The sequence below is a fragment of the Psychromonas sp. KJ10-10 genome (assembly GCF_047323245.1).
In the GTDB taxonomy this organism is placed as follows: Bacteria; Pseudomonadota; Gammaproteobacteria; order Enterobacterales; family Psychromonadaceae; genus Psychromonas.
Map to the genome: position 1 here is coordinate 3,038,252 of NZ_CP178826.1, position 15,275 is coordinate 3,053,526.

The 15,275-nt window shown below is 35.4% G+C and carries 16 protein-coding genes; 2 read left to right on the forward strand and 14 right to left on the reverse strand.

Translation table 11 applies throughout. From position 1 onward, the window contains the following. Positions 1-226: 226 nt before the first annotated feature. The 3 genes from ACLKMH_RS17470 to ACLKMH_RS17480 form a co-directional block, all read right to left on the reverse strand. Positions 227-511, reverse strand: coding sequence for a hypothetical protein (locus ACLKMH_RS17470; RefSeq protein WP_413699270.1), 285 nt, complete (start codon positions 509-511; stop codon positions 227-229). 278 nt (positions 512-789) lie between these two features. Beyond that, positions 790-1,746 carry a hypothetical protein gene (locus ACLKMH_RS17475; protein ID WP_413699271.1) on the reverse strand — a complete coding sequence of 319 codons (957 nt, stop codon included), beginning with the start codon at positions 1,744-1,746 and terminating at the stop codon, positions 790-792. A gap of 429 nt (positions 1,747-2,175) precedes the next feature. Next, on the reverse strand, positions 2,176-2,730 hold the full coding sequence (locus ACLKMH_RS17480; protein ID WP_413699272.1) for a hypothetical protein: 555 nt from the start codon (positions 2,728-2,730) through the stop codon (positions 2,176-2,178). 122 nt (positions 2,731-2,852) lie between these two features. Here ACLKMH_RS17480 and ACLKMH_RS17485 point away from each other — a divergent pair, with 122 nt between their 5' ends. Continuing rightward, positions 2,853-3,092, forward strand: a complete 240-nt coding sequence (locus ACLKMH_RS17485) for a hypothetical protein (protein WP_413699273.1) — start codon at positions 2,853-2,855, stop codon at positions 3,090-3,092. 83 nt (positions 3,093-3,175) lie between these two features. After that, the gene (locus ACLKMH_RS17490; RefSeq protein WP_413699274.1) at positions 3,176-3,877 is read left to right on the forward strand and encodes a hypothetical protein; all 702 of its coding nucleotides are present in this window, start codon (positions 3,176-3,178) and stop codon (positions 3,875-3,877) included. 119 nt (positions 3,878-3,996) lie between these two features. Here ACLKMH_RS17490 and brxL read toward each other — a convergent pair whose 3' ends face one another. From brxL to ACLKMH_RS17545, 11 genes are all read right to left on the reverse strand, one after another. After that, positions 3,997-6,057 carry a BREX system Lon protease-like protein BrxL gene (gene brxL / locus ACLKMH_RS17495; protein WP_413699275.1) on the reverse strand — a complete coding sequence of 687 codons (2,061 nt, stop codon included), beginning with the start codon at positions 6,055-6,057 and terminating at the stop codon, positions 3,997-3,999. A gap of 77 nt (positions 6,058-6,134) precedes the next feature. Continuing rightward, complete coding sequence (pglZ, locus tag ACLKMH_RS17500; RefSeq protein WP_413699276.1) at positions 6,135-7,964, reverse strand: BREX-1 system phosphatase PglZ type A; 1,830 nt, start codon at positions 7,962-7,964, stop codon at positions 6,135-6,137. A 36-nt stretch (positions 7,965-8,000) separates the two neighbouring features. Continuing rightward, positions 8,001-8,720, reverse strand: a complete 720-nt coding sequence (locus ACLKMH_RS17505; RefSeq protein WP_413699277.1) for a hypothetical protein — start codon at positions 8,718-8,720, stop codon at positions 8,001-8,003. A 64-nt stretch (positions 8,721-8,784) separates the two neighbouring features. Continuing rightward, a complete protein-coding gene (locus ACLKMH_RS17510; protein ID WP_413699278.1) occupies positions 8,785-9,471 on the reverse strand; it encodes a hypothetical protein in 687 nt (228 codons plus the stop codon). 53 nt (positions 9,472-9,524) lie between these two features. Next, the gene (locus ACLKMH_RS17515) at positions 9,525-10,976 is read right to left on the reverse strand and encodes an Eco57I restriction-modification methylase domain-containing protein (RefSeq protein WP_413699279.1); all 1,452 of its coding nucleotides are present in this window, start codon (positions 10,974-10,976) and stop codon (positions 9,525-9,527) included. Beyond that, positions 10,970-12,106, reverse strand: a complete 1,137-nt coding sequence (locus tag ACLKMH_RS17520; protein ID WP_413699280.1) for a DNA methyltransferase — start codon at positions 12,104-12,106, stop codon at positions 10,970-10,972. The genes ACLKMH_RS17515 and ACLKMH_RS17520 overlap by 7 nt, the downstream gene beginning before the upstream one ends. A gap of 22 nt (positions 12,107-12,128) precedes the next feature. Next, the gene (locus ACLKMH_RS17525; protein WP_413699281.1) at positions 12,129-12,347 is read right to left on the reverse strand and encodes a hypothetical protein; all 219 of its coding nucleotides are present in this window, start codon (positions 12,345-12,347) and stop codon (positions 12,129-12,131) included. A gap of 283 nt (positions 12,348-12,630) precedes the next feature. Then, positions 12,631-12,891, reverse strand: a complete 261-nt coding sequence (locus ACLKMH_RS17530; protein WP_413699282.1) for a hypothetical protein — start codon at positions 12,889-12,891, stop codon at positions 12,631-12,633. After that, positions 12,888-13,637: an AAA family ATPase gene (locus ACLKMH_RS17535; RefSeq protein ID WP_413699283.1), complete on the reverse strand. Its 750-nt coding sequence runs from the start codon at positions 13,635-13,637 to the stop codon at positions 12,888-12,890. The genes ACLKMH_RS17530 and ACLKMH_RS17535 overlap by 4 nt, the downstream gene beginning before the upstream one ends. Beyond that, the gene (locus tag ACLKMH_RS17540) at positions 13,607-14,005 is read right to left on the reverse strand and encodes an AAA family ATPase (protein WP_413699284.1); all 399 of its coding nucleotides are present in this window, start codon (positions 14,003-14,005) and stop codon (positions 13,607-13,609) included. Before ACLKMH_RS17540 ends, ACLKMH_RS17535 begins: the two co-directional genes overlap by 31 nt. Beyond that, positions 14,002-15,264, reverse strand: coding sequence for a hypothetical protein (locus tag ACLKMH_RS17545; RefSeq protein ID WP_413699285.1), 1,263 nt, complete (start codon positions 15,262-15,264; stop codon positions 14,002-14,004). Before ACLKMH_RS17545 ends, ACLKMH_RS17540 begins: the two co-directional genes overlap by 4 nt. Positions 15,265-15,275 lie beyond the last annotated feature (11 nt).

Consider the following 15,275-nt stretch of genomic DNA (forward strand, 5'->3'; position numbering starts at 1 on the left):
CTCTTTTTCATTTGTCACTTTTTTCACCTTTCATTCTTCGATAGTCGCAAGCATCAAAACCAGAATTAAAAATGGTATGTTGCTACATATTTCACACATACTGAGTAGTTAATAAATCATTCATACTTTTTTATTGATACATTTTTGCCATTTTCCATGGAATCCCAAAGAAGAACCGTTTCACCAATTCCACCTTTTTCGGGAGATGTTAAAATTTCAATCCCACCTAGTTTTTTGATTGAATTCTCATTGATACTTGTAGAAGGTAATCCAGATCATAAAAACCATCAAATTCTTCAACCTTAACTGCATCATTAGGTTTTATATTGCTGTATTCAAATTTATTGCTAGTCGTTACAGTTGAACAATCATCATCGACTGTTTGGCATCCTCCAGTTTCAGCGATAACTAAATCAAGCGTTTCTCCTGATGAATTAATCAAGTAAAGCTCTTTTCCTTTACGAACCAGCCATAATAGAGGGTTTCTAAGTTCTGCTTCTCTGGGAGTCATTGGCCCCCAAACTTGCTTTTTCTTTTATCAAGAGGAACCCATTTAAAGCCATTTTCAATTACTTTATCGTATTTTTCCTCAGATAACGCCTGATCATTACCACTCATATTTCTCTCCCAAAATTTCATAAATTACTATATTTTTTCAAATTTCATTTTGATAGAATAAAATTTTATTGAGTAACTAAGCTTTCGAATATAACGCTAAACAAACATAAACTTCACCGAATACATATCAAATATCATGCAACTTGCCAAAGCTACAAAAGAGGAAATTGCTTAGGTTTTTATATATTCCCTTAAACTTACTTCATCGTTGTCACCGTAACGATCTATAATACTTTGTAGCTCGTTTGTTAAAGGAGCGTTCCACCCTTGCCTATGATTATCAACATAACGGTCAAATCTATCGCGATAATTACGTAACGTACCATACGGTATTCTTAGTTGACTCGCAAAATGCCTGAAAGTCTCAGTTTGATTACCAATATTTAAAAAATGATGTTCAAAACGCGCTAGATATAATGCTGTAGCTAACATTTTTTCTCTATCAATATCATTAGCTACAACAAGCTCTTCACTTTGATATAGGGTTGTATCAGCAGATTGAATATGGCATTCAGTAAAGGGTTCTATTAACTGCCATGAACGTAAGAATAATTCTGATGTATCTGCAACATTACCAGTTAGCATCATAACTTCATTTAATATGTTCAGCTTAAACTGCTCATTCAATATACATTCAGCAGATACCAACTCGAGATCAGAAAATACATCGTTAACGTTTAACAATGCACTTTCGACAGCCTTAGATGTGGTATTTGAAGTAAAAGGAGACACAAAATATAATTTAGCTTTCGAGTTAGGAAAATATGCCAAAGCTAATAAGCCTGATCTTATTAATTTTTTAAATACACGTTTTGCAGTTTCTTGTGATCCTCCATAATTAAGACCACCAGCATGGAAGGCAACATCAACAAAATGGGTAACTGGCATTTCATTATTGAATGAGAAGCCAGCAACATCTACTTCTGATTGCTTCAATAACTGATCTAGCGAGTTTTTACCAAATGCTTCAGGCCAAAATGCTTTAGCTTTATTAAAATATGACTCAATGATAGGCCTCTGTTTAATTTTCCAAGTCGGTGAAGGCTTCCAGTTAAGTTCTGCAAACTCACATTTCTCAACATGCCGTAACCATGAACGTGTTAATGATTCAGCTATTTCAATTTTCATTTCAATCCTTATCTATCTTAATTCCAACCATGAGGTCCTTATCAAAGCTAAACCTATGTTCTTGGGGGTTATTAATACAAACACCAATTATTCGTTTCGAAAATAAGCCCGGATTATCTAATAAAACCGACTTCTCCAATTTATGTTTAGCCAGGCAAATTGGACAGTCACCTTCAACAATTCTCGTTATTAACCTCCTACTTAAATCTTCACTCTTGGTAACAGAACTCACAGGGATAATCTCAGATATACAAACCGTACTTATAGGAGTGTTAAGGTGTGATAATAAACAAGCTTTATTAAGTGCTATATTGATCAAATACCGAATCGGATTGAACATAAAGAGACAAAAAACTGTAATTGCTAATGCTGGATATAAAGGAATTAAACCAATAGATGCTGTGAACAATGCAATACAACTCAAAATCCCTACAAACAAAACAAACATAAAGAATACCTTTCGGTTTCTATTTGTGGATAAATATCGAGAACAAAATTTAATATACCGAGGGTCTTTTCCAGTTTTCTTGAGTAATATTTCACAGCCAAACTATTTGGTTGAACATCTGAATTTGCTTCTCTGACAATAGCAGTTGGCTCTCCTGCAACTAGTTCGTTGTTAAGATCAATTGGGACAATTGAATAATTTGTTTTATTTCCAGCCCCACCACTTTGCCGTAGATTCTTTTTAATCATTGGGAATTTTGTTAACGAAGAATCTTTTCTGTTTTGCCACAAATTGTATTTTTCAGATTCAAGCAATTCGACAAGTTTATTTATCCAATTTATTAAAGTCCGATCACCTTTATCTTTGAAACCGGAATAGCAATCCTGAAGATTAGAACTAAGTAATTCATTATTCTCAGTCATATACGAGATACAAGCCGAGTAAAAATCCATTTTATCATCGTCATTAATATCCCCCTCTAAATACTCTAGACACTCTGATAAGAATGCCTCTGTCGGACTTTTTTTATCTTCCATTTCTTTCCTTTTTCTAGTAATTCTGGAATATCACGAATTATATCCTGAATTAATTAATCATTGCTGTGAATGCAATAGCATCGCTCTAAAACAGTTAACTTAATTATTTAAAAGGAAATATTATGAATATGGTGATGAATCAAACGACAGTGGAAAACAAAACATTTGAATTGCATTATGGTTTAGTTAATAAGCAACTTAAACATATAAGCGAGGTAGAAAGTGGATTAGGTTGTAACTGCTATTGCCCTCATTGTAGTAGTCAATTAATAGCTAAAAAGGGGATATTAGAACACATCATTTTGCTCACTATGAAACCTTTGATTGCGAGCATGGCGCAGAAACCGCGATTCACTTATTAGCTAAAGAGATCATTGCACTAAGAAAAATCATCCAGCTTCCAGCAATATATCATCATGAAATATCAAAGGACGTTAATCAACACATGCATTCTTCAAGTGAGTTTGTTCCAAGTAAATTAATTCAACTTAGTGATGTTCAAGTCGAAACAAAAATGATTGGTTACAAGCCAGATCTAACTGCACAACAGGAAAATGAGGAATGGTTAGATATTGAAATTAAAGTTACTCATAAAGTGGGTTTTGATAAATCAGTGGCCCAAGCAGAGCGCCAACGAGAAATGTTAGAAATAGATTTATCTAAGTTATCGAGAACAGCATCAAGAGAAGAAGTTACTGAGGCTGTTCTGTATTACGCCCCTCGCCACTATATATATTCATTTAAAAAAGATGAACTCAAGTTCAAAGCAGAATCAGATCTCACTTCAACTATAAAGTACGTAAATGACCTCATTACACCTCCAAAAGTAAACCCATTTAATAATGACGATTCAAAGGCCATGATAATACTTGGTTACAAATTTGGTAATGGATACTCATCAAAATACAACTCTAATTTCAATGTCAATACTCTGCTCTATGCTGTCCCAACGCAGAGCCATAGCACAAGAAACTTTAGCATTACTAATAGTGGCGGCTTTGAAGTTAAAGAAACTAAAGTAAGTGAAACTGTGATTCCTGCTCTGGCTAAAATGACTTTTCCGCTAAAGGCTCATGTACGATATGAAGTAGATAGAGTTTCAGGTAGCCAGAATAGAATGATTGTAACTGAAATATTCTCGGTATAAAGTCATCCATCAATGTAGAGTATATTTACTTTACATTGATGGTCTTTTATTTACTTTCATGGTAATCAAAGAAGAAAGATCATATAAACTCTGCACTACCGTCTAGGTAGACAAGTAGATTATAACTTAATAAATGTAACCTCAAACCCTTTGCAAACGCGATACTGTTGTAGGCGAGTTGATAAACTAAAGGCATCATTTATGTCATATTGCTGAAATATATCTAAGCCACGATCCAGTGAAACTTTCCAACCAGTATCGGTTACGATATGTCTAGCATGCTGACTTCCTTTAGTATCAAACGAGTAAGCGAATTTAATACCGACTGTAAACATTGATCTTTGAATTTTTTCGAAGTATTCACGTTGATGCTCTCCCTTAAATTGATCTTCAACTGTTATTAAGCTCACAATCACTTCATTTTCTTCAGCTTTATGCTTGATGATTGTTTCTAACAGCTCCATCAAATTTTTAGCTTGATAAAACAGTCTTATATAAGGGTCAGTTATCGTTATGTGTTTAGCGCCTTTTAAGTACGCCCCTAAAAGGCTGTCATAACTTACACCACGTTGGTTTTCTGCAAAAGTTAAGTGGCATTCTTTTAGCTCTTCTTCAACAGGCTCTAGTTTCGGAACTGCAGAAGCTAATGGCTCCTGCGGAACAACTGTAGCAGGCTCAACCTCTGCTTCTGGCATACCAACATCAGCAACTGTTTTATTAAAGTAGTTAGGGTATTCCAACTCTTCTAAAGTACAAACAGTCGCCTCTTTTCCAACTTTATTGCTGTAAGAAAAGTTAACCTCGGCATAAGTACTATCAATTCTGAATAGCTGATCTTTAACTCGTTTTCTACCTTCCATTGAAAATTTTAAAATCTCTTCAATTTCAGCTTCTGTAGCACCACCTTGCGGGAATAGTATTTTCATCAAACCTGAAAAGGTCTTATGAATAGCATCTCTATCACGCGTTGATATCTGCGATGATATTGTAAAATATTCGCTATAATGGTCTGAGTAATCTTGATTTCTTAAATGACGTAGTACTTCAGCTAAATAATCAACAACAAAACCATAACCGCTCGAGAACATCTCACCACGAATGATATCGACTTCCCAACCAGGGATATAAAAGTGTAAGCGATCTAAAAAGGCAGAGTCATAAAACTTCTCAGGTAACGCATCAAATAAATCAGAATGCTTTAACATGTAAGGTACACTATGTTCAGTATTACCAATAAATGCCATTGATGCATCTGCACCTAACATTTCAACACCACGAGAGAAAGACTTATTCGCCATGTAGTTTTTCATAATATCTACAAGGGCTTTATCCACTTTCTTTTGCTTACCTGCAAACTCATCAAACGCAACCGTATCCCAATATCCCACTAAACCCAATTTACCTGAAGAGTTGTTTACAAAAAGCTTAGGTACAGTAACTTCACCTCCAGAGATTAAAATACCATGAGGTGAAAATTCAGAATAAATATGAGATTTACCCGTACCTTTTGGTCCTAATTCAATTAAGTTAAAGTTGCGTTCACAAAAAGGAATTAACCGCACTAGTCGCATTAACTTACTTCGTCGACCAAAGAATTCAGGGTTAAAACCTATGCTTTGTACTAGAACATCAATCCATTCGTCTAAATTAAACTTACTACGAGCATCAATATAGCCATCATAGTCAAAGTGAGACATCTGGATGGGTTTAATGGTACTTAAAATCCAAGGGCTAGCATCTTTGTCTTCGGTATGATCATATTCAACATCAGCAATCACCCAAACACCACCGACTAATAGCTTAGGGTGTTTTTTAACAGTGCCAGAATCTATCAGAACCTTTTTAATACCTAAGTTTGAAAACTCAGTTTCATAAACATCTTTCTTATCGTTTAAAGAAACACTGACTTTATCAATAACTTTATGGCGACCTTTCTCTCGAATAGTAGAACGAATTAATCCTGCTTCATTACGATGAACATAATGCTTCGCTAATATTTCCTTAACCGTTTGAATGCCTGATTCAATGCTAGCTTCGTCATTTGTGGCACAGTATTGACCCAGTAGGTACTCAAGTACATATGAAGGAACAATGGCGTTCCCCTTCACTGTTTTTACTAAATCTTTTCTAACAACAAGACCAGCAAACACATCACATATTTTATGGTTAAGATCACTCATTTTTATGCCTTAAAATTATGTTTCCAAAAGCTCTTTTTTAAACTTCCGTAATTATTTCTATCAATTTAAAACTACGACTAAAAATCGAAATCAGAGGTAAATGATCGACGAATGGTATATCGCAATTGCTTATAGGGTTCATATTGATTAGACCCACTAACTGGCTCTTCAAGCTTTAATATGACTTCTTGATTATTAACAGAGTCAGCTTCTTGATTGAGCAAGAAGCGAAGTTTCATCTCACGTTCACGAACATTTTCAGACGTTAAATCCAATACCACAGTATGACTATCTGAAATCAACTTGCCTGATTCGGTATAAATACCTAGACGTAATGCTCTAGGTTGTGCTTTATCGGTTACTGCTTCTGCTTGGTATAATGTTACTGATAATTGTCCTGAAGTGATCACACTTGAGCCACCGCGTAATATATCAACATCAACCATTCTAGTGTCGCTTGAACGCTTTTTATTAATTTTAATAACTGGAACTATAACCTCTTGAAGTGATGCTCCACCATGAACAAAGCGACTGCCTGAGTCGCTTAACCGTAACCTTTGAACGCCTTTAGGAATAACCGCATGAACATCACCTTTTAAGCCAAGCTCATCCGCACTAAACGTTTTTAAAGACCGACCACTTGTTAAATCTTTGCCAAGCACAAAACGCCTATCGTTATAGAGAATCTCACCATCAACATCTTTTGCTAAATAATCACTCTCTTCCAACTTACTATTTTGATAAATAAAGCCATGATCTGCGGTGATCAACAAGTTGTTTGCATTGGCATTCGTTAACTTCTTAATAAGCTTTAACAAATCATCAAACGTTTTTTCTGTTGCTTCGAAGGCTTCACCTTCTGATTGCATTTTATCGCCAGCGTGATCAATTCGGTTATGATAAATATAAAGCACATCGTTAGCTTTCAGTAATTCGCGGCTATCAGCCTGTGTCATTTCAATTAGCGATCTGGACTGCACAGCACTTGCTCTATCACCATGAAGTGTCTTTAATACTTTATCTCTTTCTATAGTTTTAGAAGTCTTTAATACCCCCATTAAAGCGGTTCCAGATGTATTATCGGCTAACTGTAATGGGTATTCTTTAGATTGAGGTAATAACGATGCCATGCCCAACTGGGTATAGCTTGGCATAGCCGATAATGCATGTTCAAGTTCAGCCTCAAAACGGTCTTCTTGCCTAATGCGACTTACCATTTCATCAGCGACTTCATAACGAAAGGCATCAGAAATAATCACACAAACTTTCTTATTCTTATTTAAATAGCTTCCTTTAACCCAGCGGTTATAGAAATTACTTTGTGGCTCTACATCGACTACATTCCATGCAGTCATTGAATCAACATGTTGTTGCCATGCATTAGTTAATGGTTGAACATAATTATTAGTGTACAAGTTCTCTATTTGCTCTGTTAAGGAACTTAACAATGTATGTTGCGAGGATACTTTAAGTGCATGCACATATTGACGGTATAATTGATCAAGCTTATACCAATATCTCGTGTAACGTTGAACACCTTCAGATGCACTCGACATATCAAACTGAGCTGTGTCTAATAATGCAAAAAACTGACTAGCTACATCCACTGCATCATATAAGAGAGCAAAATCGTTGTACCAATGGCCTTGTCTTCGTTGACGGCACCAAATTGCCACTTCGCCTTGTGAGACAGTTCGATTTGCAACGCCACTTACCAGTTCATGGATAACTTTTTGATCGATAACTCTAAAATAATCCAGTTCAAGCACATCTTTTAAACTGCGGTGTTGTAAGTCATTTTCTATATTCATTATCTTTGAGCATTGTGCAGACAAACATTCAAAAGTCTTTTGATGTTTACGGCTGTCTTTCCAACGTTTAAAGAAGACTAACGTCGCATTACTCATATTTTGTTTTGCTGAGTCAGAATCTACTGTCGTTCCTTATAGCCCTGTTGGTAATTCAGCTAAATAACAAAATTTGAATAACTCAAAAACATAATCTTTAACCGTAGGGTTGTCGCTTTGGTAACCATAATGATTAGTAACCTGAAGCCATAAAAAGCTATCTAATTTACACTGCTCAATTAACGGATATGCGTTGTTGTTTTCCATATCAGCCATCAACAACTCAAGAATCACATCTAAACGAGCATCCCCTTTTTGTGTTGCTCCAGCGGTTACAGCCAACATTTTTAATCGTATTTGGCTCAATGTATCATCAGGGGCTAGCAAACTTTTGAGTACTTTCTTACGTTTTTCTGCCTCAGTTTTGGCAGTTTTAGCGTTTCCAATGGTATCAAAGAATGCAGAATGTGACTCTACTACTTCTGTAAACTCACTGGGTAGCGCTAGCTCGCTTAACCAAATGGCAACTTGATCTGTTCTAAAAATTGTATGAGCAAGTTCTACGTCTAATAGCCAATTTTTTACAGGGTCTGGTTGCTTATCTTCTTTGTATAATAAAAATCGTGCTTTTGGTGACTCACGCAACAGCTTGTGCTTAATTGAAAACTCATTATTAGCAATTTCTATCTTTTCGATATTATCTAAAGACAGCGATTCAAAAGCATCTCGAAGCTCTTGCTTTTCGTCATACCAAAAAACAATACGGTGCGTATCAAATAACCTGCTTAATGCTTTTTCTATTCTATTTTCTGCCATCAAATTTCCTAAACCGTTTTAACGTGATTATTCATTTATCAAGGTAACTATATTCACGTTAAAACTAAGATAAGCCAGTTACTTTTTTCAGTGCTTTGCCAAATAATGGGTAGTTATGTTTAACACCATCATCTAAATCAATTTCAATATTTTTACCCGCAAGCGGGTAAAGTACGTCATGTTCGTAGTCATTTACCTCTTCAAGTACTTTATTAATTTTCGCAATGGCTTTAATTGCTTGGGTTATATCTTTTTGACTTGCAGAAACACTAATTTCAACTTGCTCGTAACTTTCTTTACGTGATTCTAACTTGGTTCTGAATTCGCGCAAATAATCATTAAGCACAATACTCGCGGTATCAGGCTGATACCGATGCATATATATTAAGGCGTTAAATGAGCCTTTAGGGCTAGAAAACATCCAGTAAATTGGACGTTTTTTGTAGCGTTTAACATGATCAACATAAAAGTCTTTAACGAAATATTTCTTAATATTTTTACCTATGGCTTCTTCGATAAATGCTAAGTTTTCAGCAAAGTGCTCTTCACCAAAGGTAACTTTTAAGAAGATTTTAAAACGCTCTGTAATATCATCTTCAAACCAATCGCCATCGAAATCCATAATTGGAATGATATTGTCATCGTCAGGCATAAATGAAGGTGAGGATACTTGTGAAAGGAAATACTTTAAACTGTCGTCTTGGTTAGCTAAAACAATGCCCTTTTTATCTAATGAGTAACGACCAAACATGCAACCTACAGAGTAAGAAATGAACTCTTCAATAGTAATTTCTCTATGTAAACTTATTCTTTCGCTACTTGAGTATCTTTTTTCGAACTGTCTTTAAACCTATATTGTAAATTTGAATTAATAGTAATTTCTTCAGGTGTTACTACTTCATCTAGCTCGCTACCTAATTCATATAAGTTTATCAGAGTTAAATTTATATCCTCTTCTACATTTTTCATCTGTTCAAATAAATTAGTATGATAATTTAACAAACCATTATAAGAATCTTGGATCTTCGAAAAAGACAATTTATCGTTTATTAAAGGTGAATTTTCAAAATCCCAAGAAATTTCAAATTGATCCCAGTCTGTTTTTGCAATTTCTATAGCTTTTTTAATATTATTGGGTTTTATACTCGTATCACCGATCAAAGCCGTGGGTATTCTTTTCAAATCTCCACTTTGAAAAGATAAAGTTGGGTTTAGAAAACTAGCAAAAACTTTACTAATTTTAGAGTTGAGCAATCCAATTAAATGAAAATATGTATTATCTTCAGAAAAAATAGATGGTGATGCCGTATCAAAAATAAAGCCCTTAGGTTGATATCTAACAGCTAAATTGCCACTTGCCATTCTAGTCCAAGTGGCAGACTCTCTGAAATAGTACTCAGTATTCCAGCATTCGCTATTTTTCTTTTCAATTAAGCCATTATCTAGCTTTTCCTGTTTATCTTTGAATATATGCTCACCATTATTTTTCCAATCAACTACATAATCACAGTTTCCATACCACCGTCTGTTCTCTCCTCCTTTGTTGTGAGGAAACCATTTGGATAATTCTTTCTTAGTAGTAAGTTCATTAGGTTTACACATTTGATCATTAGAGACTTCAAACCAAAATCTAATGAACTTTTCATTATCTCCCGTCTGCAAACCTATTCTAGGCGTGGCTATTTCCTCCAGAAGAGGTAGGTTTTCAAAACACTTTTGGAATGAAGGTGACATCCAATAAGCAATAGGCGAGCCAGGTAGCTTTAGGTAATGTCTTTGATCAATGTTTGAAAATCTAGAGTGCCTGTTAAGAAATGAAGCTTCCTTTTCTTCAGAAGTACCGTTTATTAACCTAAAACAAACTGGAACAGCATTAACATTAATTTTGTTTTGTACTGTAAAAGCAACTACTTGAACAACTTCACCCGAAATAGAAGAAAATGCACGTCCACCTAGATGCAACATTGTTTCGAACGTTTTTTCTCTAAGGAGGTTGCGCCTTAATTTTTCATATGACTGGGTTAGAAACATCCAACTGTGCATAGTTATCATAGCAACAATGCTTTTATCCATAGACATCTGAAATATTCTTTCAATAAACATCGCATATAGATCTGCTTTAGAATTAGGGTATCTATTATCAGCAAATTTCTTTAAAGATTTATTCATTCCATTACCACTCATATAAGGAGGGTTAGCTGTAACCACATGATACATAGGAGATAAAAATTTTGCTTGTTTTAAGATCTTCAGCATAGATTCATGCGTATCTTTAAGAAAAGATCCACTTGAGCAACCTTAGCTTCTAATATTGCTAGTAGCTTTTCAGGATTTTTTAGTGTTGGTTGAATTAATGAGCCAAAGTTATCTGCTTCTTCAAATTCAGATAATGTCTTTATTACATCCGGCGTGAATAAATCATGTCCAGCGAATTCTATATATTCTTGTAATGCTTCTTCAGCAATACTGACTTTTTCTAATCGACATATATTTGGTTTAATGGGTTTACGGAAAAAGCGCCTTCTATTATTGCTATCATCTGTTGGATTGCCTTTAATTGCTTTCATGCTTAATGCAAAAGCCGCAAGCTCTGCTGCTCGCTCATCAATCTCAATCCCATATAGATTTTTCGTTAGGATCAGTTCAGGAATGTCAATAGGATCATAGTTAGCATCTAGGTAAATGGCATAAAGCAAATCATAAGCATAGGTTAGCATGTGTCCCGACCCACAGGCGGGATCACAAACTTTTAACTCTTCAGGACTATTAATCTTAAGAAAATCATTCTCTTCTTCGACTGGTTTTATGTAATATTCCATTTGCTCATTAACCTTTGAATTCGGGTTATTAAGCATCCATAAACGGCCTAATGAGTTTTCAACTAAATATTTAACAATCCAGTGAGGGGTAAACAGTTGAGTAGCCGCAGGAATATTTTCAGGGGTGATCTTTTTATTTTTCTTTAAACCTTCAAAAACCTGATCTTTTTTCTCAGAAATATAAAACTGATATAACCAACCTATCGACTCAACTGATTGACAATTTTCTGGTGTCATTGCTTCACGGGTGTAGGCCAATATTGAATTACCTGAAAGCAAATCATCTGGCATTAATAGCTCGGTATAATCTTCAATTCGCTGAAACAAAAATGGCATTAGACGATGATAATCATTGCATACCGCAACAATCATTACTCGATAGGCTTCAGATTGTCCATCTCGGCTTGGAGTAGAACCACTTAACAGCCCTTGTATTTTTTCACGCGCTTTATCGTTAAAAACACTATCGTCCAAATAACCCGCTTTTGCTTCTGCTAATATCTCTGGCTGAAACTGCCCAGAGATAGGTGATAACACCATGATACGGTTATATTGATTTACATCCATAAATCTAAGCGCACAAAAGCGATTAAACCAAGTGTAAGCCACTTGGTTCGATCAGTTGATCTTCAACTTCTTTCTTATTTGAGAAATGGTTTAGTTTTTGTTCTAGCTCTTTAACTGCCTTAGGGTGTTCACGCCGAGCGCTGCTTTCATCAGCTAATACTAGCTTTAATTTACTTTGCACTTGCTCAATTAAATTACGACGAGCATATTGAGCGAATTTCTTTAATCTTGATGTATTCATAGCTTAATTCTCATTTCTTACGGTGTAATTCTAGTAACAGGCCATTTAGGAAAACACTGATTCCAACGTTCCACATTAAGCACTTGGCAACTTTCAGCTAATGATATATTCCACCTTATGCTTTTACTTCCCACAGGAAGCTCCTGTTTTAAAGACTTTGAAAACTTAGAGTTTAAAGCGTTATCAAAAGTGAGTAAGCATATGTAATGTATTGGTTTATCAACCTTTCCTTCGGCATGTCTATATAAGTATGAATCTCGAAACTTATACTTAAGATACTCTTTTAGCCATTTAAAGTGCTTTCTTTTTGTGTTAATTCCATTTGAGATGATGAATTATTAATATCATATTCAAAAGCACGTTCATTGTTATACTCTTTAATCTCAACATATATATAGGCATCTTCAAATTCAGCTACAACATCAACCCCTTTCATTGGCATGCCGTGAAAAGTTGGCTTTGTTGTATCTTTTTCATCAAAAACAAACGCACCTATAGCACTATCAAATTCAAATCGAAATCCGTCACTTTCTACAGGAATCATTTCCCCAAGCTCCCCATATCATTAACGATTTCTTGGTCGATTAAATTGCCGAATGCCTCATCAATTGCGTTTGGTTTCAACTCAAGGTATTCCTCTGTAGTCATTACTTCGACTGAATTATCTGTTTCATTTCGATATAAGGAGTGATATTTAATGTGATCTCCTTTATTTTCGTTGATAAGTAGATCAAACCATTTCAACAACACATAGTCATGAGTAGCGATAATAATTTGCTGGCCATTACGAGATAGCTCCAACATGCACTGAACTAGAAGTTTCATTAAAATTGGATTCATATTTGACTCAGGTTCATCCCAAAGCAAGACATTAGTTTTACCTTTAACTAAAGCACCAGTATCAATAAGACGCTGTAACAGACCTATTTTTCGATATCCTTCTGCTGTCATCGTCACTGAAGTTTCTGACAGCTTTTCCTTTTTGAAAATAAGCTCGTTAAAATCAGCATAAACTTTTGCACTTTGCCCCTTAGAAATATTAGGATTGGCTTTCTCTACAAATGCCCCTTTAACAAAGGCATGATCAGTACCATCAATTTCAAATTTTCCGCCAATAGCTTTTACTAGCATTGGTATAATGTTACCTAAACGAGGGTCGTTATTTACTTCTTCAGTTAAATCACCATCAGGTTCAGTTAAAAGCATGTGGCATAAGTCAACAACTGAATCATCAAACAAAGCACTCAAGGCTTCCTTTGTTACTGCTCTTGCTTGAATAGCAGGTAACAAAGATAAAACTTCTTTAGTAGGTAACAGCACAGGGAGGCCGATATCGATAAATTCAGACTCCTTTTTTGCTTTTTCAGTTCTAGAACCAAATTCAATTGCAGAGGACTGTCCTGACGAATCTGATATGCTCGCCTTTGCTTTCCCTTTCCCACCTCTAAAAATATCCCAGATAACTTTCCAGAACTTGGTTTATATAAACTTAAGAGTTTTTCAGTAATATCTTGATTTGATGACAGTGCGTAAATAGCCTTTAATAACTGTGTTTTACCACAGCTATTTTCACCGATAATAATGTTTATTCCCGGTGTAAATTGAAGTTCTAATTTCTTAAACGCGACAAAGTTTTCTAATGATATATCTGTAATCATAACTGTATGTGCTTCCCATCATTAATTTCGGCTAGTAATGCCTTTTTGTATTCTTCAACATAACCTTCTACATCACTTTTACTAGCAAGCCATGGCTTAGAGTAGTCAACACGTATTTGTTTTGCGGATACACTTCTTACTTCGGACTTGGTTGGTTCTTTGACTATGAGAGTAGGCTCAGTCGTATTATCACCAAACAAACTAGGTTGTGACTCTGGTGACGGCTGTGTTGGTTTAGGCTCAGGACTTGGTGCATGTGCAGGTTGAGACCATGTCATTAATTTCTGAACTTGTGCTGAGTAGGTATGATCCTCGAATTGTCTCGCTTCATCACGTAACATCGCTATCAGTGTTTGTCGCTTCAATTTATCAGAAGCACGCGTAAACTCAGTAACCAATTGATCTTGTTTTCCCTGATCTAACGACTTATAGTCATCAAAACCTTCTAACTTATCTTGCAAATGCTTAACTAGCCCAACTGCTTTTTTACGTTCTAAGGTGACTTGTTCTGCAATTTTGTTTTCTAGTGTATCGGTGTCACTTTTTAGTTGTTGGATGGCGCTTCCTTTAAATATCGTTGCGCTAACTAAAGATTCTTTTATTTGTTGATACTCATTTCCTTCAACATATTCAATATTTGCTTTTTGCTCGATTACCAATTTTTGTGCTTTATCAAAGGTAGATTTTTGAGGACCTTTCATAAATTTTAAAATAGGATCTATCGTCTTTTCTTTATAATCAAACCAGGTATCTTCACTTTGTGTTAGCTCAGTCATGAACCATGTATATGGCTTAGTTTTAAATTCTTGAAGCTTTAATACAATATCAGCCAGTACGCGCAAAAATGGGTATTGCTCTGATTGTGATTGTAACTTATCAAGCTCAGTCGCCTGCTCTGCGAAAGACTCTTGCAACTCTTTAGCAATAGCCTTCGCTTCTGTCGCATGAGCAACTTTCTCAAAATAGTCACTATAGAACTCTTTTACACCGCGAATCTGTGAAGGCGTAAACTCAACTTGAGGGTCAAGTATCAAGTTACCATGGGTAGCCATGTTTCTTAAGGCACGTACTAGCTCTTTATCATCAAGCAAGTTAGTGGACTCTCGGACTTCTACTTTGCCACCAGCACATAAAGATGCAAGGTTACAAAGTATGGCGGCATAAGACCAGCCATTAGGTTTACTTTCAAATTTTTCTAGTAACGATTTAACAGTAGTACGAAGACCGCTTCGGTTATTACTTTGAATAAACGAGAGCATCTCTTGCTGGG